We start from the raw sequence: 26,065 nt of genomic DNA on the forward strand, positions 1-26,065 counted from the left end.
CGGATTCCGCATCCGGAGACGACGTCGAGCGTTGTTACCCGGGAAGGTGGATCGAGGCAAAGGGGACATGGGTGGCAACCGCGGATGATGCCGGACGGCAGTCCGACATCGCCGGCAAGCTCGGCGTCGAGCCGGGCATGGTGGTGCAGGAGCTGGGCTGGGACTCCGACGTCGACGAGGCAGTGCGCGACGCCGTCGAGGAGCGTTCCGGCGACGAGATGCTCGACGAGGACGCGCAGGACGTCATGGACGTCGTCCTGATGTGGTGGCGCGACGGCGACGGCGACCTCGCCGACGACCTCGTCGACGCCATGGGCATGCTCGGCGAGAACGGCGTGGTGTGGGTTCTCACACCCAAGACGGGGCGGCGCGGGCACGTCGAACCCAGCGAGATCGCCGAGGCGGCGACCACCGCAGGGCTCTCGCAGACGTCCAACGTCAGCGTCAGCGAGGAGTGGGCAGGTGCCCGGCTCGTCGCGCCGAAGTCGGTGAAGTCCCGGCGGTGACCGACGGGGGCGTCTCCTCGCACGGGCGGGCCGGCCACGGCTGTGGATAGGCTCACCACGACCAGACCCCGTGCAAGGAGACACCGATGGCCCCCGAGGTGGGTTCCACCGCCCCCGACTTCACCCTCCCCGACCAGAACAAGCAGGACGTCACGCTCTCGTCGTTCCGCGGCGAGCGCGCCGTCCTGGTGGTCTTCTACCCGTTCGCGTTCTCCGGCATCTGCACCGGCGAGCTGTGCGCCGTCCGCGACGACCTCGGCAGCTTCCAGAACGACGACGTCCAGGTGCTCGCCGTCTCCGTCGACCACCCCTTCGCGCTGAAGGCGTGGTCCGACGCGGAGGGCTACCAGTTCCCGCTGCTCTCGGACTTCTGGCCGCACGGCAAGGTCGCCCAGGAGTACGGCGTCTTCAACGACAAGGCCGGCATGGCCGTCCGCGGCACCTTCCTCGTCGACAAGGACGGCATCGTCCGCTTCGCCGAGGTCAACGCCCCTGGCGAGGCCCGCGACCAGACGGCGTGGAAGAAGGCCCTCGCGGCCCTGTAGTCGTTCGCCTTCCGTGGCGCCGGGGAGGTATCGTCCCCGGCGCTCCCGGGCGCGTAGCTCAGCGGGAGAGCTCTCGGCTTACAACCGAGCGGTCGCAGGTTCGAACCCTGCCGCGCCCACCGACCTGACCAGGACATTTGCACGCTCGCGGCCGCGTTCGAGCCGGTCGTACTCCCGTGGCGGCTCACAGCCACTTGCTGCGCCGGAACAGCCACAGCAGCACCAGGCACAGCACGAGCATGACCAGCAGCACCAGCGGGTAGCCGAACGGCCAGCGCAGCTCGGGCATCGCCTCGAAGTTCATCCCGTAGATGCCGGCGATGGCGGTGGGGACGGCGGCGATCGCGACCCACGCCGAGATCTTGCGCATGTCGGAGTTCTGCTGCGTGGCGATGTCGGTCTGCTCCAGCGCGAGCTGGGCCTGGCGCATGCCCACCTGGGCGCTGTTGGCGTCGAGCATGCTGCTGAGCAGGGCGTTGACGCGCTCGATCTCCTCGGCGACGCGCATCAGCCGGTCCTCGACGTTGCCGTAGTGGTCGCGGACGACCTGCGGCACCGGCGGGAAGCGGCCTGCGGCCAGGTGCAGCATCATGTCGGCCACCGGGGCGGTGGCCCGGCGGAACTCGAGCACCTCGCGCTTGAGCCGGTAGATCGGCTCGGAGTGTTCGGCGACCACCGGTGAGAACACGACGTGCTCGATCTCGCGGAGCGCGGCGTCCAGGCCGTCGAGGACGGGCACGAACTCGTCGACGAGCCGGTCCACGGCCGCGTAGGTGGCCGAGCAGGTGCCATTGGTCTGCAGCAGCCGGGGATCGGCGTCCAGTTCCTTGCGGGTGCTGCTCAGGTCGCCGGCCCGGCCGTAGCGGGCGGACACGAAGCACGTCGGTGCCGCGACGACGACGAGCGAGCCGAGCGCGACGCGCTGCTCGTCCGCGACGTACTCGGCCGTCTTGAACACCGCGTAGAGGACGTTGTCGACGATCGCCATCCTCGGCCGGCCCTGGTTGCGGACCACGTTGCCCAGCGCGTGCGCGTCCAGGCCGAACGCCGCCCGGACGCGGTCGAGCTCATCGTCCGTCGGCTCGACCAGCGCGACCCAGGCGAAGCTGTCCGGTGCCGCCGACGCCTCCGCGGCTTCCTTGATCCAGAGATCGCCCGGAAGTCGCCGACCCGACCGGTACACCGCGCAGTCCTCGATCACGTCGGACCTCCCGCCCCCACCTCAACAGTAGTGCGACGACGAACGCTGTTTCACCGGCCGAGCGCGAGGTGCTCGACGAGCCCGTCGAGGCGACGCTGGTGCTGGACCGACGAACAGCGGGTTCAGATGATGTTCAGCTCCGGCCGGGTCGCGGCGGTGGCGAAGCGGCGGGCGTCGAACGGGCTGACGTCGACGACCGGCTCGACGTCGAGGAACAGGTCGCGCAACACCTCGCCGACGGCCGGGCCCATCAGGAAGCCGTGGCCGGAGAAGCCGGTGGCGTAGATGAACCGGCTGATCGACGGGTCCTCGCCGATCAACGCGTTGTGGTCGGGGGTCATCTCGTAGAGCCCGGCCCAGCCGCTGCGCACGCCGACGTCGAGCAGTCGCGGGGCGCGGCGCTCGATCGCCGCGTGCAGCCGCGGCAGCCATGCGTCGTCGGTGTGCAGCGCGAAGCCGGGCTGCTCATCCGGGTCGGACATGCCGATCAGCAGGCCGGCACCTTCCGCGTGGAAGTAGAACGTGGTGCCGAAGTCCAGCGTCATCGGCAGGTTCCGCGGCAGGTCGGGGACGGGTTCGGTGATGAGGACCTGGCGGCGCAGCGGCGTGACGGGCAGGTCGACGCCGACCCACGCGCCGACCTCGCGGGCCCACGCCCCGCTCGCGCAGATCACGGCACCGGTCGCGATCGGTCCGGCGTCGGTGCGGACCGCGGTGATCCGGCCGTCACGGGTCTCGATGCCGGTCGCTGCCCGGCCGGTGTGCAGCCGCGCGCCGAGGCGCCGAGCCGCCGTCGCGTAGCCGAGCACGACCGACTCCGGCGTGCAGTGGCCGTCGGTGGGGGAGAAGGCCGCGCCGTGCAGCCCGCCCGGGTCGATCACCGGGGAGAGCCGCCGCGCTTCGTCCGGGGAGAGCAGCCGGCTCGGCACGCCCAGCTCGTTCTGCAGCGCGACGCTCCGCTCGAACGCGGCGACGGCGTCGGCCGAGTCCAGCAGGAACAGGTAGCCGACCTCGTGCAGGTCGATCTCCTGCCCGGGCCGCTCGCGGAACCGGCGGAACGCCGCCAGGCTGCGCAGCCCCAGCTCGATGTTGAGCCGGTCGGAGAACTGCGCGCGGACGCCGCCGGCCGCCTTGCACGTCGATCCGGAGCCCAGCGTGTCCCGTTCGAGCAGCACGACGTCGCGAACACCCGCTTCGGCCAGGTGGAACGCCGCGCTGACCCCCATCACCCCGCCGCCGACGATGACGACGCTCGCCTGCTCGACGTCGGTCATCGGAGGCGCTCGACGACGGCACCCGCGGTGACGAGGTCCTGCCACGGCATGCCGGTGCCCTTGAACAACCGCGGCCGGCCATGATCGACGATCACCGCGCCGCGCACGACCTCGGCCAGCGCGACCAGCTGCGCCGGGTCGAACGCGCCTTCGGCGACAGGGACGAGCACGTCACCGGCTTCGCTCAGGGCTGCCGACCGCGCCTCGACGACGACCGTCGAGCGACGCACCAGCGCCGTGTCGACCTCGCGCTCGTCGGGCGTGTGCGAGCCGATGGCGACCACCAGCGCGTGCTCGGCGACGAGCCCGCCGTCGAACAGCGGAGTGGGGGAGGCGGTCGCGCAGATCACGACGTCGGCGTGCGCGACGGCGGCCGGAGCGGCAGCGGTTGCGGAGATCCCGGCGTCCGCGATCCCCGCGACGAGCCGTTCGACGCGCGCCGGCGTGCGACCGACGACGTCGACGTGCGCGACGTCGAGCACCGCCCGCACGGCATCGACGTGCGCGAACGCCTGCACGCCCGTGCCGAAGAGGGCGACGCGCCGCGCGCCGGGCGGGGCCAGGTGCCGCACCGCCAGCGCCGACATCGCGGGCGTGCGCAGCGTGGTGAGCGCGGCGCCGTCCAGGAGGGCCATCGGCGCCAGGTGGGCGCCCTCGAACAGCACGTAGACGCCCTGGATGGCGGGATACGACGTGCCCTCGTTGGCCGGGCGCACCGTCAGCACCTTGGTGCCGGTGAAGCGCTCGCTGGTCGACGGCATCTGCAGCAGCACACCGTCGGCGGTGGCCAGGCGGGAGCGCTGCCCGTCCTGCTCGGGGTCGAGACCGGCCCGCAGGGCCGCTTCCAGCACGTCGACGGCGTCGGCGACCGGGAGCGCCCGCGCGACGGTGGCCGCGTCGACCCACCTCGGAGTGCCGTCGGTCATCGACCCGAATCTGCCGAGACCGGGGAGGGGTGTCAACCAGGTAAGACAACCCTGACGGATCTGCGGCTTGATCGGGCCGTCCGGGAAGCGGTATGGGCTCCCGCCCCCGCGCACACTGCCACGTCCACGACGGCGCTCGGCCTGTGGGAGGAGTCCACATGTACCAGAACGGCCAGTCGACCTACCCGTCCCCCTACCCGCCCGGCCCACCGGCACCGCCACCGCCCCGGCCGCGCCGGCGGGTGTTGAAGGTGTTGCTCGGCATCTTCGGCGGAGGGATGCTGCTGCTCGTCGCGCTCGTGCTCCTCGGATCGGTGGTCGGGAAGAGCGCCCCTGCGCCGACGCGCAACGCGGTGGACGGCGCCACCGAGAAGGCCGGCCGGCTGTCGGCGATCGACCTGCGTCCGGGGGACTGCTACAACGCCGGGCAGTTGCCGCCCGAGCCGGGCAGCACCCAGTTCATCAGCACGGTCGAGGTCGTGCCGTGCACGACGCCGCACACCGACCAGGTGATCGACAAGATCAGCTATCGGGTCGCCGACGACCTCGACGCGGTGCGGGACAGGCGGGCCGGGGCCGATTGCGACAAGGCGTACGCGGCCAAGCTGTCGGCCGCTGCGGCCAAGGACGCCACCGTCCAGCGCGGGCTCATCCTGCCGCGCGACGCGGCCACCTGGGCGCGGCACCCGGTGGTCGCGTGCACCGTCTCGCACCCGAGCCGCAGCACGTCCGTGCTCGGGTAGCGGAAACGACGCCGGCCACCGTCTCCCGCGGGAGAGGGTGGCCGGTGAGGTGGCGACGCTGTCGCGTCAGCTCTTGAAGACGACGGCCTCCGGGTACTCACGGCCGTTGTAGTAGCCGCAGTGCGGGCACGCGATGTGGCCGGGCTTCTTCTCCTTGCACCGGCTGCACTGCGCGTACGCAGGAAGCGTCAGCTTCATGTTCTTGGAGCGCCGGTGCCGCGTACGCGACCTCGACGTCTTCCCCTTCGGGGTCAGGCCACCAGTCAAGGCGAGTCCTCCATCTCAGCAATCTTGTCCACGTGGCCCATACCGCTAGGTCAAGCGGCTCCAGCCGGACACGCACTGGGCGCGGACATCAAGGTTACAGCATCACGATGTGCCGCCTGCCGGTGCCCGGCGCCGGTGCGGACGGGTGTTCCCGGCGGCCGGAGCTGCGCAGATCGTGCAGCGGTCGCGCGCGGGCCGCGGACTTGTCATCCTGTTGCCCGTGCAGGAACCGACGGACTACTACGCGATCCGCTTCAGCGCGGACCCCGTCCAGTTGGTCTTCTTCCGGCACGGGCTGGACCGGTGGCTCGCCGGACTGCGCTGGCCCGAGTCGGAACGCGTCGACGCCGTGCTCGCGATCGCCGAGGCGTGCGGCAACGCCGTCCAGCACGCGTATCCCGTGGGGGAGCCGGGGGACGTCGAGGTGACGGGCCGGGTCGTGCTGGATCGGGCCGAACGGCACCTGGTCGTGGTCGTGCGCGACCACGGGCGCTGGCGGCAGGACGGCGGCGACGGCTACGGGCTCACGACGGTGCGCGCGTGCATGGAGCGCGTGCGCATCCGGCACGACGACGGCGGCACCGTCGTGACCATGACCAGCCGATCCGTCCCGCTGGTCGAGGCGACCGCGCCGCCGCCCCGGCGCAGCGCCGAGGACGTCCCGGTCACGGATCGGGTGCCGCGCCGGCTGCGCAGCCTCTGAGTCGGCGCTGAGTCGGCGCTGACCGTCGGCGCTGACCGTCGGCCGCCCCGTGCGGGTGAGTTCCGCGTGTCGGCGCCCCACCGGCGCACGCTCCGTGATCGGATCGCGTCCGGCGAGCGAGGGGGATCGGGCGGATGCGGGCACGACGCTGGGCGCTGCGCGGCGTGCTCGGCGCCGCCGTCCTCGGGCTGCCACTGCTCGCGCCGCTCCCGGCGAGCGCGGCACCCGAGCGGGTGCTGGACCGCCTGCTGCCGGCCGAGGCCGTGGGGCCGGGGGTCAGCCATCGCGAGTTCACGACGACCAAGGCCGCCGGGAAGGTGATCGGGGACGTCGTGCAGGTCGACCTGCGCGCACCCGGCGTGCGGATCGACCTGCTCAGCGCGGGGAAGGTCGCCTCGACCGCGCCCGTCACCGCGATGGCCGACGCCGCCGGCGCGGTCGCGGGGATCAACGGCGACTTCTTCGACATCTCCGCCACCGGTGCGGCGACCGGCCCGGCCGTGCGCAGCGGGAAGCCGATCAAGGCCGCGGTGCCGCAGGGTCGCCGCGCAGCGCCCGCCGTGCCGGGCGCGGAGATGGACTACGTGTACGCGATCGGCACGGACGGGGTGGGCCGCATCGACCGCCTGCCGCTGACCGGTGAGGTCAGCAGCCCGCACGGCACGCTGCCGATCGTCGCCTACAACCAGCACGCCGTGCCCGTCGGCGGGGTGGGGCTGTTCACCGCCGACTGGGGCCGCAGCCGCGCGCAGACGCTGTGCGGCACCGACACCGACCCGCAGGCGGGGTGCGCCGACCGCTGGGAGATCGTCGTCAGGAACAAGGTGGTCACCGAGGTCGGCAGCACCGGTGCCCGTGCCCTGGCCGCCGACGAGCTCGCGTTGGACGGGCGCGAGCAGGGGGCGACGGCGCTGCGCGCGTTCAAGGTGGGCGAACCCGTCGACATCGAGTACGAGCTGACCCCCGCCTCGGGCGTGAAGCCGTACGCGGCCGTGGGCGGCCAGCCGATCCTCGTCAACGGGAAGCCGACCGAGCGGCTCGACGACCGCATCCGCGCCCCGCGCAGCGCCGCCGGCAACACCGCGGACGGGCACACCGTGATGCTGGTGACCGTCGACGGGCGCCAGACCGACAGCGTGGGCGCCACCCTGTCGGAGCTCTCGGCGCTGCTGGCCGAGCTCGGCCTCGACGACGCCGTCAACCTCGACGGTGGTGGCTCGTCGACGTTGGTCTACCGGGAGAAGGGCCAGCCGAAGGTGGCGATCGTGAGCGACCCGTCGGGCACGTCGGCGCGGCGGGTGCCCGACGGGCTCGGCGTGTTCGTCAAGTGATCACCATGCGGGTCGGCGGGGTCGCCGCTCCCGCCGCGGGGAAGCCCGCCATGCCCGGGGTGAGCGAGCCGAGGATCCGCGGGCCGCGAGCACCCGTGCAGGCCGGGACCGTGCCGGGTAGCCCGTGCGCGGTGAGGAAGCCGAGCACGCAGAACGCGTAGGCCTCCTTCGCGTCGACGGGCAGGCCGAGACCGTCCGTGGTGCGCAGCCGGGCCGGGGCGAGCTGCGCGGCGAGCGCGGCCATGAGGGTCGGGTTGCGGGTGCCGCCGCCGGCCGCGACCACCTCCCCGACGCCGTACCGGGCGAGCGCCGCGGACACCGTCCGGGCGGTGAGCGCGACCAGCGTGGCGAGCAGGTCCGGGGTGCCGACGTCGTCGGCGCCCGCCTCCTGCAGGTAGGGCAGGTGGAAGCGCTCGCGGCCGGTGGTCCGCGGTGGCGGGAGCGCGTAGAAGGGATCGGCCAGCAGCCTGGCCAGAAGCTCCTCGTGGACGTGGCCGCGCGCGGCGAGCGCCCCATCAGCGTCGTGCGGGGCGCCGGTTCGCGCGGTCACCGCCGCGTCGAGCAGGACGTTGGCCGGTCCTGTGTCGAACGCCACCGGCTCCCGCCCCGGTGCGACGACGGTGACGTTGGCGATCCCGCCCAGGTTCAGCGCGGCCGCCGGGGCGGGTCGGCCGCTGAGCAGCAGCACGTCCACAGCGCTGACCAGCGGCGCACCCTGCCCGCCCGCAGCCACGTCACGTGGGCGCAGGTCGGCCACGACGGGCAGCCCGGTGCGCTCGGCGATCCACGCCGGCTGCCCGAGCTGCAGGGTGCCGCGCGCGGTGGGCCCGTCCACCCAGTGGTGCACCGTCTGCCCGTGCGAGACGACGAGGTCGGCGCGGCCGTCGCACAGCTCGTCGACGGCGCGGGCAGCGACCTCGGCGAACGCCTGCCCGACCGCGGTGTCGAGCCGGCAGACGGCCTCCGCGGTCGTCGTCGCAGGTGGCAGCACCGCCGCGACGAGCTCGCGGTACTCCGCGGGCAGCGGGGCGGTGAACGCACCCAGCGGCTGCAGCACCAGCAGGTCGTCGTCGAGCCGCAGATCGGCGGCCGCGGCGTCGATCCCGTCGATCGACGTGCCCGACATGAGCCCGATCACCCGCACGCCTGCACGCTACGCGGCGCATCGGGCATCATCGGGTCGATGATCGTCAGACTCACCGCGGCCGGTGCCGTCGTCCTCGACGCCGACGACTGCACCGCGCTGCACCTCGAGACCGATCTGCGGGGCGGCAAGCTGCGGGCCGCACTCGCGACCACCGACACCGGAGCGGTCGACGGCGAGCACGTGTGGCTCGACCTCTCCGTGCTCCGGTCGCGGGCGAAGCTCGTCGCCACCGCTGACGACTGGGCACAGCGGTGGACGGCGATGGTCGGGTACGCGCAGGAGCAGGGGTGGCTCAGCGCGGATCGGCGGTCGGTCCGGGTGCACGTGGAGCCGTTGACCTGAGGTCCCGCGCCGCCCACTCCCGGTCGAGCACGGACATCACCACCAACGACGACCAGCTCCCGTCGGTCTCGAGCATGGCCTCGCGCAGCACGCCCTCCTCGACGAACCCGGCGCCGGCGTAGAGCCGGCGGGCGATCGCGTTGCCGGCCTTCACGTCCAGCCAGAGCCTGTGGGTGCCCGGCCGTGCGAACGCGTGGTCGGCGGCGGCGATCAGCGTCGCGCGGCCGGCGCCGGTGCCGCGGGCGTCCGGCCAGACGACGATCCGCCGCAGCTCGGCCACGCCGTCCGCCGACACCAGCACGACGTGCCCGACCGGGGCGCCGTCCCGTTCGGCGACGAGGTGCTCGGCCGCGGGGTCGGCCCGATGCCGCTCGTGCCAGGCGATCGACGCGTCGCCGAGCCACTGCCGCGTCGTCGGATCGGTCTCCGCGGCCAGCACGGCCGTGAGATCGGACGGGGTGCTCGGCCGCAGGCGGACGGTCATCAGCCCATTCTCACCAGGCCAGCGGCAGCCGCTCCGGGCCCCGCACCAGGGCACCGCGCCGCCACGGCACCTCGTCGGCGGGGATCGCCAGGTGCAGGTCCGGGAACTCGTTCAGCAGCCCGCCGACGGCCTCCTGCAGCTCCATGCGCGCCAGCTGGGCGCCGAGGCAGTGGTGCGGGCCGTAGCCGAACGCGAGCGTGGGGCCGGTGGGGCGGTCGAGCACCAGCTCCTCCGGCCGGTCGAACACCTCGGGATCGCGGTTGGCGGCGGCGACCGCGGCCAGGACGGCCTCGCCTGCGCGTACCCGCACCCCGGACAGCTCGACGTCCTCCAGCGCGATGCGGGCGAACCCGGCGCCGGCGCCCAGCGGGGTGTAGCGCAGCAGCTCCTCGATCCCGCGGGTCAGCGCGTCCTTGGCGAGGTCGCCACGCAGTGCTGCGCCCCGGTCGGGCCGGGTGAGCAGCAGGAACATCATGTTGCCGATCATGTTCATGGTGGTCTCGTGGCCGGCGATGAGGATGCCGGTGCCCAGCTGGAGCAGCTCGGCGGTGCTGAGCCGGTCGCCCTCGTCGTGCGCGGCGATGAGGGCGCTGAGCAGGTCCGCGCCCGGTTCCGCGCGGCGCGCCTCGATCAAGCCCGTCATGTAGGCGTTCATGTCGTCGCGGGCCTGCGCCCGTTCCGCCGCGGTGCGGGAGGTGGTGGAGAGCGCGGCGTCGGCGCCGGCCCGGAAGATCGCCCGGTCCTCGACGGGCACACCCAGCAGCTCGCAGATGATCGTGACCGGCAGCGGGACCGAGACGTGCTCGACGAGGTCGGCGCCCGGTCCGGCGGCCCGCAGCCCCGCCAGGAGTTCGGCGGTGAGCGCGGCGGCGCGCGGGCGCAGCTGCTCGACCCGACGCGCGGTGAACGCGGTGGCGACGAGCCGGCGCAGCCGCGTGTGGTTCGGCGGGTCCATGTTGAGGATGCTGGTGGCGTTGTGGTCGATCTCCGGGCGCACCCGCGGGGTGTCGGCGCCCACGGTGGCGGCGCGGCTGAACCGCGGATCGGCGAGCACGGTGCGCGCGTCGGCGAACCGGGTGGCGAGCCAGGCCTCGCCGCCGTGGGGGAGCACCACGCGCGCGAGCGGCTCCTCGCTGCGCAGCTCGCGGTAGAGCGGTTCGAGGTCGAGTGCGTGCGCTTCGCCGAACGGGTAGGAGCGGACGGTGCTGGTGCCGGTCATGTGACGTCCCCGATCTCGTGTAAGCAGTTGCTTACATCCGAAGGTAGGAGCGTCCCGACGGCGTGTCAAACGATCGTCGGTCAGCCGTGCAGCAGCGTGTGCGCGGCGCGGCGCAGGTGCGGCAGTGCGAGGTCCGGCGGCAGCGCGTCGGCGTGGCCCACGGTGCGCACCAGCGAGATGCCCAGGAGCCAGGCCATCAGCAGCTCGGCCCGCGCCTCGGCGTCGGCGCGGTCGGTGCCGCCGACCAGGTCGGCCAGCGCCGCCCGGTAGGCCTGCCCGAGCTCCACGCGCAACCGCTCGCCGACCTGCGTGCTGCCCGTGCCGCGCAGCACCGCCAGGAACGCCGACGGCTCCTGGTCGCGCTCCAGGACGGTGGCGAGGATCCGCTCCAGCAGCTCCTCCGGCGGGCCGCTGGTCAGCACGTCCATCGCGCTCCCGCGCACCGCCTCGGCGAACAGCCCTTCCTTGTTCCCGAAGTAGCGGAACAGCAGGGCCTGGTTGACCCCCGCCCGTTCGGCGACCGCGCGCACGGTCGTCGCGTCGTAGCCGTCCTGCGCGAACAGTGCCCTGGCCGCGCCGAGCAGGGCCCTGCGCGTCGCCTCGGCGTCACGGGGCCTGCTGGACGCGGTCATGCGTCCGAACGGGATCGGGGGCTCATCCGGTGCATCAGATCACCTGCGCGGTGGCGCGGGGAACCGGGAGCGCGGCGCGCTGGGTGGTGCGAGCGGACTCCGCCGGCGCGCGAGCGGCGAGACGTCCGGGATGGTGCGGCCGTGCGACCTACTCGGGGCAGCCCTGGGTGAGGCGGGCGATCTCGGAGTCGAAGTCGATCTCGGCGGCCTCGTCACCGACAGCGACGACGTCGAGGCTGGCGTCGATGAAGTGACGCAGCAGGTCGCGGTCGACCTCGAGCACGGCCCGGCCGTCGCTGGAACGGATCTCGATCTCGACGATGTCGTAGCCCTGGACCTCCTGCGGGCTCATGCGGATGTCGCCGATGCCGGCGGGCCCGTCGAGGGCCTCCATCACGAGCTCGCGGGCCAGCAGCCACTCGACCCACCGGTCGTGCCTGGTACGGACGGCGAGGGTGACCGCGAACGGGTCCTCGGCGCGGTAGGTCCAGCGGGTCACGACCGGAGCCGGCTGCCCGTGCAGCACGGTGAACATGTCCTGTTGGACCGTGTCGGTCTTCATGATCGGCGCCCCCTTGTGGCGATCCGGTCCCGCCGCTGGTGCGGCGGTCTCACCGAGGCAATCGCCGCGGAGGACCGGAACGCTGCACGTCTTCGACTACTTCACCCGAACCAGTGATCCATTCGGTGTGCTGGAACACATCGTTACGAAGCTGCTCCGGACGGGTGATGGTCACCTGCCTGGCGTTGGGCCGTTCCCCGGCGCTCGGCTTCCCCCTGGCGCCGCAACCCGCTGCTGCGTTCGACGGGTGCACGGTATGGGGCGAACGTGCAGGTAGGGGGCGTTCGTCGTCGGCGTGTCGGGCCGTCTCACCCGTCCGATCGGAGGTGCGCCGCATCGGGTGATCGCGGCTAAGGTGCGGGCGGCAGGACACACGGGCACGAACGGGTGAGGTGACGACGAGGTGACCCAGAATCCGTCGGCGGCAGCGTTCTACGCGGCACGGCAGTTCCTCTTCGACCACCGCGAGGACTACGACACGGCCGTCCGGGACTTCCGCTGGCCGGAGATCGGCGAGTTCAACTGGGCGCTCGACCACTTCGACGCCGTGGCCGCCGACCCGGAGCGCGGCGCGCAGCGGGCGCTGTGGATCGTCGAGGCGGACGGCAGCGACGCGCACTGGACCTTCGCGGAGCTCTCGGAGCGGTCCAACCGGGTGGCGAACTGGCTGCGCGGGCACGGTGTGGCCCGCGGCGACCGGATCATCCTGATGCTCGGCAACCAGGTGGAGCTCTGGGAGACGATCCTCGCCGCGATGAAGCTCGGCGCGGTCGTCATCCCGGCGACGACCCTGCTCACCGCGGCGGACCTGCGCGACCGGATCGACCGCGGCAACGCCCGGCACGTCGTCGTGACCGGGGCGGACGCCGGCAAGTTCGACGACGTCGAGGGCGACTACACGCGCATCGCCGTGCGCGACGTGCCCGCGGGGTGGCTGGACTACGCCGACACGGCGTCGGCGGACGCGTCGTTCACCCCCGACGGCGTGACGAACGGCTCCGACACGCTGCTGCTGTACTTCACCTCCGGTACCACCGCGAAGCCGAAGCTCGTCGAGCACACGCACGCGTCGTACCCGGTGGGGCACCTGTCCACGATGTACTGGATCGGGCTGGAGCCCGGCGACGTGCACCTCAACATCTCGTCGCCGGGCTGGGCGAAGCACGCGTGGAGCAACGTGTTCGCGCCGTGGATCGCCGAGGCGTGCGTGCTGGTGATGAACGGGCGGTTCGACGCCGAGTCGGTGATGGCGACGCTGGACCGCTGCCGCGTCACGAGCTTCTGCGCGCCGCCGACGGTGTGGCGGATGCTGATCCAGGCCGACCTCTCGGGCCTGCAGAACCCGCCGCAGAAGGTGGTCGGGGCGGGGGAGCCGCTCAACCCCGAGGTGATCGAGCAGGTCGAGAAGGCGTGGGGGGTGCGGATCCGCGACGGGTTCGGCCAGACCGAGTCCACCGTGCAGATCGGCAACCCGCCAGGGCAGACCGTTAAGCCCGGCTCGATGGGCCGCCCGATCCCCGGCTACCCGATCGTCCTCGTCGACGCGGCGACCGGCGAGAAGGGCGTCGAGGAGGGGGAGATCTGCATCGACCTCGCGGATCGCCCGTTGGGACTGATGGTCGGCTACTTCGGCGACGACGAGCGCAACGCCGAGGCGTTCGCGGGTGGCGTCTACCACACCGGCGACGTCGGCTCCCGCGACGCCGACGGCTACATCACCTACGTCGGGCGCGCCGACGACGTGTTCAAGGCCAGCGACTACCGGATCAGCCCGTTCGAGCTGGAGAGCGTGCTGATCGAGCACCCGGCCGTCGCGGAGGCGGCGATCGTGCCGTCCCCGGACCCGGTGCGGCTGGCCGTCCCGAAGGCGTACGTGGTGCTCGCGGCCGGGTACGAGCCCACCGAGGACACCGCGCGCGACATCCTCACGTTCGCCCGCGAGAACCTCGCGCCGTACAAGCGGATCCGCCGCCTGGAGTTCGCCGAGCTGCCCAAGACGATCTCCGGCAAGATCCGCCGCGTGGAGCTGCGCGGGCGCGAGACCGAGCTGCACGGGTCCGGCTCCGACGCCGTGAGCGGGGAGTTCACCCTGTAGGGCGGGTGCCGGCGAGCGGCGCCGGAACACGCCACGTACCGTCGTGCGCGTGAACGCTGGCGAGGCGCGGGACGACGCGCCGTCGATGGCCGCGGTGATGGCGGGGATGCCCGTCGTCTGGCGGCGCCTGCTGCTCGCGCACGTGCCCGACCGGCTGGGCCGATGCGCCGAGTGCCGCACCTCCAGCGGCTCGGGCGAGCGGTGGCCCTGCTCGCTGCGCCGCATCGCCGAGGAGGCCGAGCGGATCTACGGGCTGGAGCTCGGCCGCGCCGTCGGGGAGTGACGCGCTCTCACCGGGGCCAGCGCTCGCGGTAGATGTCGCGTGCTGCGAGGCTCAGCGCGATCTCGTCGATCAGTGGTTCGTAGAACGCTTGGCGATAACGCTCGTCCGTCGTCTTCGACGCGGTGAAGTACAGACCGGAGAAGGCGGCGAGGAAGAGCGAGACCTGGAAGAGCGCGTTGCTCACCGGGATGGGCAGGCCGAACAGCGTGGCCTCGGCGTGCGGCGCGCCGGCGAGGTAGCTCTCCATCGTCGCGGGTGTGATCATCAGCAGTCCGAACACGACGAAGAACGCGAACACGACCGCCGCGAAGGCGACGACCTGCACCGCCTGAGCCAGGAAGAGCACGAGCACGACGTTGAGCCGCTCCGGTCGGGTCAGCCGGTTCCGCCCGGCTGGTGCGGTGCAGCCGGCGAGGGGAGTGTCCTGCAGCCGGGTCGCCAGGTCGGTCCGTGTTCGGGAGGCCTCGCGCAGCGCGGGGAGCTCGTCCGAGAACGTCGTGATCATGAACCCGAGGGCGATCACCGCCAGGAATGCCACGACGACCCACATCTGTGCACGGCTGAGCGAGTTCGCCGCCTGCCACAGCTCGCCGGTGAAGAAGGCGAGCAGCACGGCCAGCAACAGCAGCGGCAGCACCCGGGAGGCCATGGCACCGACGCCGCGGACCTGCTGCAACGCCTTCCGGCTCGCCCAGACCACTATGGCTCCAACGCCCAGCCGGGTCAGCAGCAGAAGAAGAGCGACCACGGTGACGGCAGTGATCACGGCGTCGAGGTAGGGGGCGAAGTCGTTCGCCTCGGCCAGGACGGGGACCAACGAGGCCGCCACCACGACGATGACGCAGCCGACGGTGAGCCCGACCGTGCCCGAGAGCCGACGCAGCAGCCCACGGGTCACCCACGCAGCCAGGCTCGGCAGCACCAGGAAGGTCAGCGGCACCAGCGGCAGCAGGATCACCGTGTCGACGTAGCCGATGGTCGGTTCGGTCGGATCCTCCGCTTCGGGAGCTGTGCCGATCCCGTAGAGGACGATGAGGATCACGAAGATTCCGGCGAGGAAGACCACGGCCGGTGCCGTGCGGGTGATCAACGCCCGCCTCTGTTCGGAACGGTGGACGATCAGAGGCAGGCCGCGTCCGCGGAACCACGCCTCGACCTCGTCGCGTTGCAGATCCACCATCATGCTCCCCCGATGCGGCGCCGGACCTCACCGTGGGCGCGCCGCGAGCAGACGATGCCGGAGCCGGGTTTCACGCCCGTCTCAGGTGGGCGATCAGCGCGGCGGGGGCATGAAATGCCCTGGCCAGTCCCCGTACCGGATGCGGGTGATCTCGCGGACCTCGCCGATCGTCGACCACTCGTCGCGGCCCAGGCGGGCCAGCGGGCGCAGGGCGTCGATGCGGGGCAGGGCGCCTTCGGTGACGTCGCCGTCGATGGTGGCGGCGTCGATCGCCGCGTGCTGCACGCGGCCGATCACCACGGTGGAGTCGCCCAGCTCCAGTGCCTGGTGCAGCCGGCACTCGAGGGCGACCGGTGACTCGGCCACCCGCGGCGGGGTCACCGTCGCGCTGGGCTCCGGGGTGAGCCCGACGGCCGCGAACTCGTCGACGTCCGGTGGGAAGTTCGTGCCCGTCGCGTTGACCTGCTCGAACAGCCACTCCGGGGCCAGGCACACGACGAACTCGCCGGTCTCGCGGACGTTGCGCAGCGAGTCCTTCTTCCCGACGCTGGTGAACTGCACCATCGGCGGATCGACGCACGACACCGTGAAGAACGAGTGCGGGGCCAGGTTCACCACGCCGTCCGCGGAGATCGACGAGACCCACGCGATCGGGCGCGGCACCACCGTGGCGGTGAGGATCCGGTAGAAGGCCCGGTGGCCGAGCTCGCCGGGCACGATGTCGGTGCGCACGCCCCGATCATGCAGGTCACCCGGCGGAATTCGCTTGTGGGGCATGGTCTCCTCCACCCATGGGGGAGACCGCTGACCGAATGAAGGTGCATCGACGCGTGCTGCGGCTCGCCGGTCGGGAGCTCACCGTCCTCACCCTTCGGCCGGGCTCGTCGGCGCGGTTCGCCACCAACTGGTTCCACGGCACCCCGCACGTGCTCTCGGACCTGCACGGGGCTCGCGTCCTCGGGCGGCTGCTGTGGGCGCTGTCCTACGACCGGCACCCGCAGACGATCGTGCTCCTCGACCGGCTCGATCCCAACCCGTTCGACGCGGAGCCCTCGCTGCCCGCCGTGTTCGGGGTGGCCGGGCGGACCGTGCTCGACACGGCCGTCCTGCGGGGGCTTCGGCGGGCACTGCCGCTGCGGAGCCCGTCGGCGGGCACGGTGCGCCTGCAGACCCACGGCCTGGACGCTGCCGTCGCCCGGTCACGCGCGTACGGCGGGCCGCCTACGGCGGAGCAGATGCGCCTGTTCGCCGAGCAGGACAACCAGGCCCCGATGTCGGCCCGGGCGACCCGCGTCGCCGAGGCGAGCGGGGTGTTCGTGCACCTGGCGGAGCCGGAGCTGCTGCGGACCTGGGCGGTCCAGGTGGCCAGACTCGGCGACGGCATGCGGAGCGGGATGGACTACGCCTACCTCCACGACGGCGCCCGCTGGCCGACGGACGTCGGCGAGGTCCAGGTGTTCGCCGACTACCGCGCCCGGGTCACCGCCGCCCGGGTGGCGCGCGCCGAACTGCTCGCGGGCCGCGACGCACCGACGGACCCGGCCGAGATCCGCGAGGCCGTGTGGCGGCGCGGCGCCGCAGTGCGAAGCCGCAGACTGCCACCGGTCCCGGCCGCGCACGCGTGAGGCAGGTGCGCGATCACGCGCCCGGCCACGCGGTCGCGTCCGCGGCGAGCCACGGCTCGTCGGCGGCGGCCGCGGGGGTCGCGCCGGTGAAGGCGCGGACGTCGTGGTGGAGGTGGGACTGGTCGGTGTAGCCGCCGTCCGCGGCGACCTGCGCGGGTGCGTGTCCGCGGACGAGCCGGTGGACGGCGTGGTCGAAGCGGATGAGCATGCCGGCACGTTTGGGGCTCAGGCCGAGCTGCGCGCCGAAGCGCGCCGACAGGTGCTGGCGGCTCCACCCGACCCGGGCCGCGAGGTCACCGACCCGGCTGCGGCCACGGTCGGCCACGATCCGTCGCCACACCCACGCCACCTCGGGGTCGACCGCGCGGCCGGCGTCCAGCCGCGCGGCCAGCGTCGTCTCGACCAGCGCGAACCGCTCGGGCCACGCCCGCGCGTCGTGGAGCCGGTCGCGCAGGCGCGCGGTGTCGAGGCCCCACAGGTCATCCAGGCCGACGACGCCCGTGCGCAGCTCGGCGAGCGGCACCCCGAGCACCCGGTGGGCGATCAACGGGGACAGCCGCACCTGCACGCACTCGACGTCGCCGGCGCGGACGTCGAACGCGCGGAAGCCGAGCCCGGCGACCAGGGTCGCCACACGCGCCCCGCCGCCGACGTCGACAGCTCCGCCGCCGAACGCGACGGCCACGGTGACGGCCGGGTGCGGGATGACCCGGAGATCGGTCGGGCGCCCGCCGGGGAGGCGGAACCCGGCCATGTCGACCCCGGGCAGCCGGGGCCGCGCCGGTCGCGCGATCTCCCAGCCGGCCGGGGGCTCGACGGTCGGAGGTGCAGGTCGCACTCCTCGACGTTACCGCCGACATTTCTGCAAGACCGCCGCCGTCGATCACCGGAGGGTGGGACGGCACGGAACCCGAGGAGGAGTGATGCCCCGAACAACCCCACGCCGGCGGATCGCGGTGCCGATCGTCGGCGTGCTCGTCGCCCTGCTCGTCGGGAACGCGATCCTGGTGCGGACCGAGACGGCGGATGCCTCCGGTGCCGAGGTCGTGCACCTGCCCGGCGGTGACCTGCACGTCGTCCAGGACGGGCCCGCCGACGCTCCCGCCGTGGTGCTGCTGCACGGACTGGCCGGCTCGACGGCGTACTGGTCGCCGGTGCTGCCGGCGCTGCACGACCTGCGCGTGGTGCGGGTGGACCTGCTCGGCCACGGCGCGTCGGCGAAGCCCGCGGACGGCTACGGCATCGCGGAGCAGGCCCGCCGGGTCGGTATGGCGCTCGACCGGCTCGGCGTCCGCCGCGCGACCGTCGTCGGGCACTCGACCGGGGGCTCGGTCGCGACGGCGCTCGCCGAGCAGCGGCGCGACCTCGTCACGGGCATCGTGCTGATCTCCACCGGCCCGCGGGTGGACGCGTTCCTCGGGGAGAGCCCGGCCGCCGCGCTGATGACGACGCCGGTGGTGGGCCAGCTGATCTGGCGGCTGCGCACCGACGGCATGATCCGCCAGGCGCTCGGCACGGCGTTCACCCGCGAGGTGCAGATCCCCGAGCAGCTCGTCGCCGACGTGCGGGGCATGACCTACCGCAGCCTCACCGCGGCCGACGCGGCGGCCACCGCGTACCTCGAGGAGCGACCTGTCCCGGACCGCCTCGCCGGGCTGGGCCTGCCCGTCCTGGTGATCTTCGGCGCGCAGGACCGGCGGTGGCAGCCGTCGTCGGCGCAGGAGTACCGCGCGGTGCCGGGCGTCCGCATCGAGATCCTCGACGGGGTCGGCCACACGCCGATGTTCGAGGACCCCGGCACCACCGGTGCCCTCCTGCGCGGCTTCTCCGGGATGACCTAACGTCGCGGCGTGCGGGCACGTTCGGTGGGGCTGTTGCTGGGGTGGGCCGCCGACGTCGCGTTCGGCGACCCGCGGCGCCTCCACCCCGTCGCCGGGTTCGGGACGGTCGCGGCGTCGCTCGAACGCCGCACGTACGCCGACTCCCGGGCAGCCGGCGCCGCGCACGTCGCGCTGCTGGTCGGAGGCGCGGTGGGGCTGGGCGTCCTCGCTGAACGGGTGCGGCACCCCGTCGCGCGGGCGGTGCTGACCGCCGCCGCGACCTGGACGGTGCTCGGCGGCTCGTCGCTCGCCCGGCACGGAACAGCACTGGCCGACGAGCTCGACGCCGGCGACGCGGCGGCCGCGCGGGCGCGCATCCCGTCGCTGTGCGGGCGCGACCCCGACCTGCTCGACGTCGCCGGCATGGCCCGCGCGGGCACCGAGTCGATGGCGGAGAACACGTCCGACGCCGTCGTCGCGCCGCTGCTGTGGGGTGCGGTGGCGGGGATCCCGGGGCTGCTCGGCTACCGCGCCGTCAACACGCTGGACGCGATGATCGGCTACCGCAACCCGCGGTACGCGAGCTTCGGCTGGGCCGCGGCGCGGCTGGACGACGTGGCGAACTGGGTGCCCGCGCGGGTGACGGTGGGCCTGGTGGCGGCGTCGGCCCGCGACTCCGGGTGGGCCGCGCTCCGGGCCGCGCGCCGCGACGGGCACCGCCACCCCAGCCCCAACGCGGGTCCCGTCGAGGCGGCGTGGGCGGGGGCGCTGGGCGTCACCCTCGGCGGGCTGACGGTCTACCGGCACGGCGTCGAGGAGCGGCCCCGGCTCGGTGACGGGCCGCCGCCGGACGCCGGTGACCTGCGCCGGGCGGCGCGGCTCTCCCGTGCGGTCGCGGCGCTCGCGGCCGTGGTCGCCGCTACCGTCGCTCGCTGACCTCGTCGTCGCCGGCGAGCGCGGCGCGCAGCTCGCTGCGGGTGCGCTTGCGGCCGCCGCGCTGCAGCAGCTCCAGCCGCACGAACCACACCAGGGCGAAGATCGCGATCGCGCCGAAGGTCAGCCACTGCAGGGCGTAGGAGAAGTTCGTGAACGGCGCACTCCCCGCCGCCGTCGGCACGACCGGCACCGGCTGCAGGACGCCCGGCTGCCCTGCCTCCAGCGTCAGGTAGCCCGGTTCCAGCTCGATGCCGGCGGCCGCGGCGACCGTGCGCGAGTCGGCGGCCCAGACCTGCCGCTTCCCGTCCAGCACCGTGCCCGGACGGGCCTGCGGGTCGGTCTCGTCGACCCGCAGCCGGGCCACGAGCGTGACCGGTCCGGCGGGTGGCGCGGCGATCTGCGGCACGCTCGCCCCGGAACCGGCGGCCGCGTACCCGCGGTCGACGAGCACCTGCCGGCCGTCGTCGGTGCGCAGCGGGGTCAGCACCTCGAACGCGGGCGCCCCGTCGACGACACGCAGCCGCACCAGCGTCTCCGCTGCCGGCAGGTAGGTGCCGCTGACCTGCACCTTCCGCCACTCGATCCCCGGGGTGACGCCGGTGCCGGCCGGCGACAGCTCGGCGAGGGGGACGGGTGGTGCGGCGTTCGCGGTGTCGATCGCCTGCTGCTGGGCGTCGCGCTGGGCCTCCCGCCCGAACTGCCACGGGGCGAGCAGCGTGTAGCAGGCCACCGCGAACCCGATCACGGCGACGATCAGCGCCACCCAGCCCGGACGCAGCAGGAATCGCACGTGCCTACGGTAGGCCCGTGCAGGGTGCGCTTCTCGTCGCGGGTACGACGTCGGACGCGGGCAAGAGCGTGCTCGTGGCCGGCCTGTGCCGCGTGCTGCGCCGCCGCGGGGTGGCGGTGGCGCCGTTCAAGGCGCAGAACATGTCGAACAACTCGGTGGTCACCGTCGACGGCGGCGAGATCGGCCGGGCGCAGGCGATGCAGGCGCACGCGTGCGGGCTGGCGCCGAGCGTCGACTTCAACCCGGTGCTGCTCAAGCCGGGGAGCGACCGGTCGTCGCAGGTCGTGGTGCGCGGACGCGCCGACGGCGTGGTCAGCGCGCAGAGCTACCAGCAGCGCAAGGCCGCCCTGCTCGACGTCGTGACGGCGTCGCTGGCCGACCTGCGCACGCGGTTCGACGTGGTGGTGTGCGAGGGCGCGGGCTCCCCGGCGGAGATCAACCTGCGGGCGAACGACATCGCGAACATGGGGCTCGCGCAGGCCGCCGACCTGCCCGTGGTCGTGGTCGGCGACATCGACCGCGGCGGCGTGCTCGCGCACCTGTTCGGCACGGTCGCCGTGCTCGACGCCGCCGACCAGGCGCGCATCGCCGGGTTCGTGGTCAACAAGTTCCGCGGGGACCCGGCCCTGCTGGCGCCGGGTCTCGACCAGCTGCACGCGCTCACGGGCCGGCCCACGTTCGGCGTCGTCCCGTGGGCGGACGGGCTGTGGCTCGACGCCGAGGACTCGCTGTCCGCCGTCGCCGACGGCGTGCTGGGCGCGCCCGCGCCGCCGCACGGCAGCCAGTGGCTGCGGGTCGCGGTCGTTCGGCTGCCCCGCATCTCCAACGCCACCGACGCCGAGGCGCTGGCCAGCGAGCCGGGGGTGTCCGTGCGGTACGTGACTGAGCCGTCGCGGCTGGCCGACGCCGACCTCGTGGTGCTGCCTGGGTCCAAGTCCACCGTCGCCGACCTGGACTGGCTGCGCCGCACGGGCCTCGCCGACGCCCTCCTCGCCCACGTCCGAGCCGGCCGCCCGGTGCTGGGGATCTGCGGCGGCTACCAGATGCTCGGGCGGCGCATCGCCGATCCGCACGGCGTCGAGGGCGCGTCCGCGGACGGGCTGGGCCTGCTCGACCTGGAGATCGAGTTCGTGCCGCGCAAGACCCTCGCCACCCCGTCCGGCACGGCGTGGGGCGTGCCCGTCACCGGCTACGAGATCCACCACGGGCAGGTGGTGCGCTCCGGTGACCCCGAACTGGGCGACGGCGAGGGCAGCGACGCGGGCGTCGTACTGGGCAGCCACTGGCACGGCCTGTTGGAGAACGACGCGTTCCGCAGGCTGCTGCTCGCGCGGGTGGCCGAGCAGGCGGGCCGCACCGGGTTCGTCGCCGCACCGGACACCTGTTTCGCCGCCGTGCGCGCTGCACAGCTCGACCTGCTCGGCGACCTCGTCGAGCGGCACGTCGACCTCTGCGCACTTGAACATGTGATCAATCACGGGGCGCCGACGGATCTCCCGATCGTCACCTCCGGTCTGGCACGCTGACCGGTGATGTCCACGCCTGCCTTCCCGTTCTCCGCCGTCGTCGGCCACGCCGACCTGCGCCTCGCGCTGCTGCTCAACGCCGTGCACCCGGGCATCGGCGGGGTGCTGGTGCGCGGGGAGAAGGGCACCGCGAAGTCGACGGTCGTGCGCGCGCTCGCCGCGCTGCTGCCCCAGCAGCTCGTCGCCGACGGGTGCCGCTTCCGCTGCGACGCCACCGCACCCGATCCGAGCTGCCCGGACGGCCCGCACCGCACCGACGCCGACGAACGGTCCGCCTCAGCAGAGGCCCGGGCGCGGCACGCCGAGGAGCTGGCCGAGCACCGCCGGCTCGTCGAGATGACGGGCGAGGAGCTTCTGGCGGAGGCTCGCCGCCGGCACCCGGACGCGAGCGAGTTCCGCATCGAGCTCGCTGCGCGCGTCCTGGCCGAACGCGCGGCGGCCGGTCCGCCGCCCGTCCCGGTCACGCCGCTGCGTCGAGCGGTGCCGTTCCGGCTGGAACGGGCGCCGCTCGTCGAGCTGCCCGTCGGTGCGACGGAGGATCGGCTGGTCGGCTCGCTCGATCTCGAGAAGGTGCTGCAGGAGGGCACGAGCGCGTTCCGGCCGGGGCTGCTCGCGCAGGCCCACCGCGGTGTCCTCTACGTCGACGAGGTCAACCTGCTGCCCGACCACCTCGTCGACTCGCTGCTCGACGCCGCCGCGATGGGTCGCGTGCACGTCGAGCGGGACGGGGTGTCGGTCACGCACGCCGCCCGGTTCCTGCTGGTCGGCACGATGAACCCGGAGGAGGGGGAGCTGCGCCCGCAGCTGCTCGACCGCTTCGGGCTCGCCGTCGAGGTGCGGGCCGCGCGCGACGTCGACACCCGGGTCGAGGTGGTGCGCAGGCGCATGGCGTTCGAGGCCGACCCGGCCGGGTTCGTCGCGCAGTGGGCCGACGCCGAGCGGGACATCGCCGAGTCGATCGAGGCGGCCCAGCAGAAGCTCCCGGCCGTCGAGCTGCCCGACACGGAGCTGCGGCGGATCGCGTCGGTGTGCGCGGCGTTCGAGGTCGACGGGATGCGCGCCGACCTGGTCATCGCGCACGCCGCCCGTGCCCACGCGGCCCTGCGCGGCGCTGCCCGGGTCGACGAGGAGGACGTGCGCGTGGCGGCCCGGCTGGCGCTGCCGCACCGGCGCCGCCGCGACCCGTTCGACGAGCCCGGGATCGACGAGCAGGCCCTGGAGGATGCGCTGGACCAGGCCGGTCCACCGGACGAGCCGCCGGAACCGCCCGAGGGTGGGGGCGCTCCTCCGCCCGACCGCTCCGACCCGAGCGAAGGGGCCGAGCGGCCGTCGGGCGACGGCGCGACCCGTCCGGCCCCGCCGCCCGGCCAGCCGTTCCGGGCGCGGCTGCTGCGCGTGCCCGGGCTCGGTGAAGGTGCGCCGGGGAAGCGCTCGCGGGCGCGCACCGACTCCGGCCGGGTCGTGCGCGCGACCGGATCGGCGCCGCAGCGGCCCGGTGACCTGCACCTGCCGGCCACCGTGGTGGCGGCTGCCGGTCGCGGGAGAACGGACGATCGGCTGCAGCTGACGGCCGCCGACCTGCGCGGGGCCGTCCGGGAGGGTCGGGAGGGCAACCTGGTGCTGTTCGCGGTCGACGCGTCCGGGTCGATGGCCGCGCGGCGGCGCATGTCCGCCGTGACCGGGGCCGTGCTGTCGCTGCTGCGCGACGCCTACCAGCGTCGCGACAAGGTCGGGATGGTGACGTTCCGGGCCGGTGGGGCCGAGGTCGCCCTGCCGCCCACGTCCAGCGTGCCGGCGGCGCAGGCCCGGCTCGCGCACCTGAGCACGGGCGGGCGCACCCCGCTGGCCGACGGCCTGCTGCGCGCGCGGAAGGTGTTGCAGGTGGAGCGGCTGCGCGATCCGCGCAGGCGACCGTTGCTGGTGGTGCTGACCGACGGGCGGGCGACGGTCGCCGCACGGCCGGGCAGCGACCCGGTCCGCGACGCGTGCCGCGCAGCTGCCCTGCTCGCCGCGGACGGCGTCGCGACCGTCGTCGTCGACTGCGAGGCCGGGCCCGTCCGGCTCGGGCTGGCCGCGCAGCTCGCCGAGGCCGCGCAGGGTGCACTGGTCGGGATCGGGGAGCTGTCCGCCGATCGCGTGGCGGGCATCGTCCAGGCTGTGTGGGCCGCCTGATGCCGCAGGGACAGGTCCCCGTCACGCCCGACGACGGGCTCTCCACCCGGCAGCGGCGCAACCGGCCGCTGCTCGTCGTGCACACCGGCGAGATGAAGGGCAAGTCCACGGCCGCCTTCGGCACCGCGCTGCGGGCGTGGAACCAGGGCTGGTCGATCGGCGTGTTCCAGTTCGTGAAGTCGGCGAAGTGGAAGGTCGGCGAGGAGGAGGCGTTCAAGGCGCTGCACCGGGTGCACGTCGAGACCGGCGCCGGCGGGCCCGTCGAGTGGCACAAGATGGGCGAGGGCTGGTCGTGGGCCCGCAAGCAGGGCAGCGAGGCCGACCACGCGGCCGCCGCGGCCGAGGGTTGGGCGGAGATCCGCCGCCGGATCGAGGCGCAGACCCACGACATGTACGTGCTCGACGAGTTCACCTACCCCATGAAGTGGGGGTGGGTCGACGTCGCCGAGGTCGTCGAGGTGCTCGCGACGCGGCAGGGGCGGCAGCACGTGATCATCACCGGCCGCGACGCCGCGCCCGAGCTGATCGAGGCCGCCGACCTGGTGCTGCAGACCACGAAGATCAAGCACCCCATGGACGCCGGGCAGAAGGGTCAGCGCGGCATCGAGTGGTGACCCGCTTCGGACCTCCGTCGAGAACGACGTTGTCGTGATCAACAGGGCTGTTCGATCACGACAACGTCGTTCTCGACGCGGGCTCAGGGGCGCGCGGCGGCGAGCTCTGGCCGTGGCCGTCCTGTGCTTCAGCCCGCCGGCCTGATCTAGTGTCGAGGCGTGGAGTACACGCGCCTCGGCACCACCGGACTGAAGGTTTCCCGCATCTGCCTCGGCATGATGAGCTACGGCTCGCCGTCGTGGCGGGACTGGGTGCTCGACCTCGACGCGGCGCGCCCGCTCGTGCGCAGCGCCGTCGAGGCCGGGGTGACGTTCTTCGACACCGCCGACATGTACTCGCTCGGCGCCAGCGAGGAGGTCACCGGCACGCTGCTCGGGGAGCTGTTCCCGAGCCGGGACGACTACGTCCTCGCCACCAAGGTCTACTACCCGCACGGTGACGGACCCAACGACCAGGGCCTGTCGCGCAAGCACATCATGGCGTCCATCGACGCGTCCCTGCGCCGCCTCGGCACCGACCACGTCGACCTCTACCAGATCCACCGCTACGACTACGACACGCCGATCGAGGAGACGATGGAGGCGCTGCACGACATCGTGCGCGCCGGCAAGGCCCGGTACATCGGCGCGTCGAGCATGTGGACGTGGCAGTTCGCGACCGCGCAGCACGTCGCCGACCTGAACGGCTGGACCCGCTTCGTCTCGATGCAGGACCACTACAACCTCCTCTACCGCGAGGAGGAGCGGGAGATGCTCCCGTACTGCGTCGAGACGGGCGTGGGCGTGATCCCGTGGAGCCCGCTCGCGCGCGGGCGGCTCAGCCGGCCCGCCGACGACCGCAGCACCGTCCGGTCCGCCACCGACGTGATCGGTGACAGCCTCTACGGCTCCGTCGCGGCCGCCGACGACGCCGTCATCACCGCGGTGGGCAAGATCGCGGAGAGCCGGGGCGTCTCCCGTGCCCAGGTGGGGCTCGCGTGGCTGCTGCACCGCGACGCCGTCACCGCGCCGATCATCGGCGCCACCAAGCCCGGGCACGTCGAGGACGCCGTCGCGGCGGTGGACCTGGAGCTGTCGGCGGAGGAGATCGAGTCGCTGGAGTCGCCGTACGTCCCGCGTGCGGTGTCCGGGCACGTGTGAGG

At 73.6% G+C, this 26,065-nt stretch carries 28 protein-coding genes and 1 tRNA gene; 16 read left to right on the plus strand and 13 right to left on the minus strand.

The genetic code is table 11. From position 1 onward, the window contains the following. Positions 1–71: 71 nt before the first annotated feature. The 3 genes from ACQEVB_RS20630 (at position 72) to ACQEVB_RS20640 (ending at position 1,170) form a co-directional block, all read left to right on the plus strand. Entirely contained in the window at positions 72–506 is a 435-nt protein-coding gene (locus tag ACQEVB_RS20630; RefSeq protein WP_432973821.1) for a DUF3052 domain-containing protein, read from the plus strand. Between the two features lie 86 nt (positions 507–592). Further along, a complete protein-coding gene (locus ACQEVB_RS20635) occupies positions 593–1,051 on the plus strand; it encodes a peroxiredoxin (RefSeq protein ID WP_432973823.1) in 459 nt (152 codons plus the stop codon). Between the two features lie 47 nt (positions 1,052–1,098). Then, positions 1,099–1,170, plus strand: a tRNA-Val gene (locus ACQEVB_RS20640). Between the two features lie 65 nt (positions 1,171–1,235). Here ACQEVB_RS20640 and ACQEVB_RS20645 read toward each other — a convergent pair. The 3 genes from ACQEVB_RS20645 to ACQEVB_RS20655 form a co-directional block, all read right to left on the minus strand. Further along, positions 1,236–2,252, minus strand: coding sequence for a magnesium and cobalt transport protein CorA (locus ACQEVB_RS20645; RefSeq protein WP_432973825.1), 1,017 nt, complete (start codon positions 2,250–2,252; stop codon positions 1,236–1,238). A 122-nt stretch (positions 2,253–2,374) separates the two neighbouring features. Then, positions 2,375–3,526, minus strand: coding sequence for an NAD(P)/FAD-dependent oxidoreductase (locus tag ACQEVB_RS20650; protein ID WP_432973827.1), 1,152 nt, complete (start codon positions 3,524–3,526; stop codon positions 2,375–2,377). Further along, entirely contained in the window at positions 3,523–4,452 is a 930-nt protein-coding gene (locus ACQEVB_RS20655; protein WP_432973829.1) for an ornithine cyclodeaminase family protein, read from the minus strand. Before ACQEVB_RS20655 ends, ACQEVB_RS20650 begins: the two co-directional genes overlap by 4 nt. A gap of 158 nt (positions 4,453–4,610) precedes the next feature. Between ACQEVB_RS20655 and ACQEVB_RS20660 the strand changes: the two genes are divergently transcribed. Further along, a complete protein-coding gene (locus tag ACQEVB_RS20660; RefSeq protein ID WP_432973831.1) occupies positions 4,611–5,195 on the plus strand; it encodes a hypothetical protein in 585 nt (194 codons plus the stop codon). Positions 5,196–5,261: 66 nt separating this feature from the next. Here the strand turns inward: ACQEVB_RS20660 and rpmF are convergent, their stop codons facing one another. Beyond that, complete coding sequence (gene rpmF, locus ACQEVB_RS20665; protein WP_432973833.1) at positions 5,262–5,462, minus strand: 50S ribosomal protein L32; 201 nt, start codon at positions 5,460–5,462, stop codon at positions 5,262–5,264. 220 nt (positions 5,463–5,682) lie between these two features. Here rpmF and ACQEVB_RS20670 point away from each other — a divergent pair, with 220 nt between their 5' ends. Next, positions 5,683–6,165, plus strand: a complete 483-nt coding sequence (locus ACQEVB_RS20670) for an ATP-binding protein (protein ID WP_432973835.1) — start codon at positions 5,683–5,685, stop codon at positions 6,163–6,165. Between the two features lie 134 nt (positions 6,166–6,299). Next, entirely contained in the window at positions 6,300–7,496 is a 1,197-nt protein-coding gene (locus tag ACQEVB_RS20675; RefSeq protein ID WP_432973837.1) for a phosphodiester glycosidase family protein, read from the plus strand. Here ACQEVB_RS20675 and ACQEVB_RS20680 read toward each other — a convergent pair. Continuing rightward, positions 7,489–8,640, minus strand: a complete 1,152-nt coding sequence (locus ACQEVB_RS20680) for an anhydro-N-acetylmuramic acid kinase (RefSeq protein ID WP_432973839.1) — start codon at positions 8,638–8,640, stop codon at positions 7,489–7,491. The genes ACQEVB_RS20675 and ACQEVB_RS20680 overlap by 8 nt on opposite strands. Before the next feature lie 39 nt (positions 8,641–8,679). On the opposite strand from ACQEVB_RS20680, the gene ACQEVB_RS20685 reads away from it, so the two are divergent. Next, positions 8,680–8,985 (plus strand): hypothetical protein, encoded by a 306-nt coding sequence (locus ACQEVB_RS20685; RefSeq protein ID WP_432973841.1) that lies wholly within the window; start codon positions 8,680–8,682, stop codon positions 8,983–8,985. Here ACQEVB_RS20685 and ACQEVB_RS20690 read toward each other — a convergent pair. The 4 genes from ACQEVB_RS20690 to ACQEVB_RS20705 all read right to left on the minus strand — a co-directional run bounded on the left by ACQEVB_RS20690 (position 8,936) and on the right by ACQEVB_RS20705 (position 11,882). Further along, the gene (locus tag ACQEVB_RS20690) at positions 8,936–9,469 is read right to left on the minus strand and encodes a GNAT family N-acetyltransferase (RefSeq protein WP_432973843.1); all 534 of its coding nucleotides are present in this window, start codon (positions 9,467–9,469) and stop codon (positions 8,936–8,938) included. The two genes, ACQEVB_RS20685 and ACQEVB_RS20690, sit on opposite strands and share 50 nt — an antisense overlap. 10 nt (positions 9,470–9,479) lie before the next feature. Beyond that, positions 9,480–10,688 carry a cytochrome P450 gene (locus ACQEVB_RS20695; protein WP_432973845.1) on the minus strand — a complete coding sequence of 403 codons (1,209 nt, stop codon included), beginning with the start codon at positions 10,686–10,688 and terminating at the stop codon, positions 9,480–9,482. An 80-nt stretch (positions 10,689–10,768) separates the two neighbouring features. After that, positions 10,769–11,320: a TetR/AcrR family transcriptional regulator gene (locus tag ACQEVB_RS20700; RefSeq protein WP_432973847.1), complete on the minus strand. Its 552-nt coding sequence runs from the start codon at positions 11,318–11,320 to the stop codon at positions 10,769–10,771. Positions 11,321–11,468: 148 nt separating this feature from the next. After that, positions 11,469–11,882 carry an SsgA family sporulation/cell division regulator gene (locus tag ACQEVB_RS20705; RefSeq protein WP_432973849.1) on the minus strand — a complete coding sequence of 138 codons (414 nt, stop codon included), beginning with the start codon at positions 11,880–11,882 and terminating at the stop codon, positions 11,469–11,471. A 403-nt stretch (positions 11,883–12,285) separates the two neighbouring features. On the opposite strand from ACQEVB_RS20705, the gene ACQEVB_RS20710 reads away from it, so the two are divergent. Together ACQEVB_RS20710 and ACQEVB_RS20715 are read left to right on the plus strand one after the other, a co-directional pair. Then, positions 12,286–13,977, plus strand: coding sequence for an AMP-binding protein (locus ACQEVB_RS20710; protein ID WP_432973851.1), 1,692 nt, complete (start codon positions 12,286–12,288; stop codon positions 13,975–13,977). 49 nt (positions 13,978–14,026) lie between these two features. Beyond that, entirely contained in the window at positions 14,027–14,260 is a 234-nt protein-coding gene (locus ACQEVB_RS20715) for a hypothetical protein (RefSeq protein WP_432973853.1), read from the plus strand. A gap of 7 nt (positions 14,261–14,267) precedes the next feature. On the opposite strand, the gene ACQEVB_RS20720 is transcribed toward ACQEVB_RS20715, so the two are convergent. Then, positions 14,268–15,437 carry a hypothetical protein gene (locus ACQEVB_RS20720; protein WP_432973855.1) on the minus strand — a complete coding sequence of 390 codons (1,170 nt, stop codon included), beginning with the start codon at positions 15,435–15,437 and terminating at the stop codon, positions 14,268–14,270. A 96-nt stretch (positions 15,438–15,533) separates the two neighbouring features. After that, on the minus strand, positions 15,534–16,172 hold the full coding sequence (locus ACQEVB_RS20725) for a flavin reductase family protein (RefSeq protein WP_432973859.1): 639 nt from the start codon (positions 16,170–16,172) through the stop codon (positions 15,534–15,536). Between the two features lie 80 nt (positions 16,173–16,252). On the opposite strand from ACQEVB_RS20725, the gene ACQEVB_RS20730 reads away from it, so the two are divergent. Beyond that, positions 16,253–17,065, plus strand: a complete 813-nt coding sequence (locus ACQEVB_RS20730) for a hypothetical protein (RefSeq protein WP_432973861.1) — start codon at positions 16,253–16,255, stop codon at positions 17,063–17,065. 13 nt (positions 17,066–17,078) lie between these two features. Here the strand turns inward: ACQEVB_RS20730 and ACQEVB_RS20735 are convergent, their stop codons facing one another. Then, complete coding sequence (locus ACQEVB_RS20735; protein WP_432973863.1) at positions 17,079–17,903, minus strand: helix-turn-helix domain-containing protein; 825 nt, start codon at positions 17,901–17,903, stop codon at positions 17,079–17,081. 85 nt (positions 17,904–17,988) lie between these two features. Between ACQEVB_RS20735 and ACQEVB_RS20740 the strand changes: the two genes are divergently transcribed. Together ACQEVB_RS20740 and ACQEVB_RS20745 are read left to right on the plus strand one after the other, a co-directional pair. Continuing rightward, positions 17,989–18,906, plus strand: coding sequence for an alpha/beta fold hydrolase (locus tag ACQEVB_RS20740; RefSeq protein ID WP_432973865.1), 918 nt, complete (start codon positions 17,989–17,991; stop codon positions 18,904–18,906). 9 nt (positions 18,907–18,915) lie between these two features. Continuing rightward, positions 18,916–19,821, plus strand: coding sequence for a cobalamin biosynthesis protein (locus tag ACQEVB_RS20745; RefSeq protein WP_432973867.1), 906 nt, complete (start codon positions 18,916–18,918; stop codon positions 19,819–19,821). On the opposite strand, the gene ACQEVB_RS20750 is transcribed toward ACQEVB_RS20745, so the two are convergent. Beyond that, positions 19,805–20,611, minus strand: coding sequence for an SURF1 family cytochrome oxidase biogenesis protein (locus tag ACQEVB_RS20750; protein ID WP_432973869.1), 807 nt, complete (start codon positions 20,609–20,611; stop codon positions 19,805–19,807). The two genes, ACQEVB_RS20745 and ACQEVB_RS20750, sit on opposite strands and share 17 nt — an antisense overlap. A 17-nt stretch (positions 20,612–20,628) precedes the next feature. On the opposite strand from ACQEVB_RS20750, the gene ACQEVB_RS20755 reads away from it, so the two are divergent. From ACQEVB_RS20755 to ACQEVB_RS20770, 4 genes are all read left to right on the plus strand, one after another. After that, positions 20,629–22,137: a cobyric acid synthase gene (locus ACQEVB_RS20755; protein WP_432973871.1), complete on the plus strand. Its 1,509-nt coding sequence runs from the start codon at positions 20,629–20,631 to the stop codon at positions 22,135–22,137. 6 nt (positions 22,138–22,143) lie between these two features. Further along, positions 22,144–24,309: a VWA domain-containing protein gene (locus ACQEVB_RS20760; protein WP_432973873.1), complete on the plus strand. Its 2,166-nt coding sequence runs from the start codon at positions 22,144–22,146 to the stop codon at positions 24,307–24,309. After that, positions 24,309–24,923: a cob(I)yrinic acid a,c-diamide adenosyltransferase gene (gene cobO, locus ACQEVB_RS20765; RefSeq protein WP_432973875.1), complete on the plus strand. Its 615-nt coding sequence runs from the start codon at positions 24,309–24,311 to the stop codon at positions 24,921–24,923. The genes ACQEVB_RS20760 and cobO overlap by 1 nt, the downstream gene beginning before the upstream one ends. 159 nt (positions 24,924–25,082) lie before the next feature. Further along, positions 25,083–26,063 carry an aldo/keto reductase gene (locus tag ACQEVB_RS20770; protein ID WP_432973877.1) on the plus strand — a complete coding sequence of 327 codons (981 nt, stop codon included), beginning with the start codon at positions 25,083–25,085 and terminating at the stop codon, positions 26,061–26,063. The last annotated feature ends 2 nt before the right edge of the window (positions 26,064–26,065 follow it).

It is taken from the genome of Pseudonocardia sp. CA-107938, assembly GCF_050936315.1.
Classification (GTDB): Bacteria; Actinomycetota; Actinomycetes; order Mycobacteriales; family Pseudonocardiaceae; genus Pseudonocardia.

Excerpts from the sequence above, each read along its gene's own strand:
- cobO (WP_432973875.1), top strand. The coding sequence starts at position 24,309 with ATGCCGCAGGGACAGGTCCCCGTCACGCCCGACGACGGGCTCTCCACC.
- ACQEVB_RS20685 (WP_432973841.1), top strand. The coding sequence starts at position 8,680 with ATGATCGTCAGACTCACCGCGGCCGGTGCCGTCGTCCTCGACGCCGAC.
- ACQEVB_RS20740 (WP_432973865.1), top strand. The coding sequence starts at position 17,989 with ATGCCCCGAACAACCCCACGCCGGCGGATCGCGGTGCCGATCGTCGGC.
- ACQEVB_RS20655 (WP_432973829.1), bottom strand. The coding sequence starts at position 4,452 with ATGACCGACGGCACTCCGAGGTGGGTCGACGCGGCCACCGTCGCGCGG.
- ACQEVB_RS20760 (WP_432973873.1), top strand. The coding sequence starts at position 22,144 with ATGTCCACGCCTGCCTTCCCGTTCTCCGCCGTCGTCGGCCACGCCGAC.
- ACQEVB_RS20705 (WP_432973849.1), bottom strand. The coding sequence starts at position 11,882 with ATGAAGACCGACACGGTCCAACAGGACATGTTCACCGTGCTGCACGGG.
- ACQEVB_RS20650 (WP_432973827.1), bottom strand. The coding sequence starts at position 3,526 with ATGACCGACGTCGAGCAGGCGAGCGTCGTCATCGTCGGCGGCGGGGTG.
- ACQEVB_RS20700 (WP_432973847.1), bottom strand. The coding sequence starts at position 11,320 with ATGACCGCGTCCAGCAGGCCCCGTGACGCCGAGGCGACGCGCAGGGCC.
- ACQEVB_RS20695 (WP_432973845.1), bottom strand. The coding sequence starts at position 10,688 with ATGACCGGCACCAGCACCGTCCGCTCCTACCCGTTCGGCGAAGCGCAC.
- ACQEVB_RS20635 (WP_432973823.1), top strand. The coding sequence starts at position 593 with ATGGCCCCCGAGGTGGGTTCCACCGCCCCCGACTTCACCCTCCCCGAC.
- ACQEVB_RS20690 (WP_432973843.1), bottom strand. The coding sequence starts at position 9,469 with ATGACCGTCCGCCTGCGGCCGAGCACCCCGTCCGATCTCACGGCCGTG.
- ACQEVB_RS20730 (WP_432973861.1), top strand. The coding sequence starts at position 16,253 with ATGAAGGTGCATCGACGCGTGCTGCGGCTCGCCGGTCGGGAGCTCACC.
- ACQEVB_RS20660 (WP_432973831.1), top strand. The coding sequence starts at position 4,611 with ATGTACCAGAACGGCCAGTCGACCTACCCGTCCCCCTACCCGCCCGGC.
- ACQEVB_RS20675 (WP_432973837.1), top strand. The coding sequence starts at position 6,300 with ATGCGGGCACGACGCTGGGCGCTGCGCGGCGTGCTCGGCGCCGCCGTC.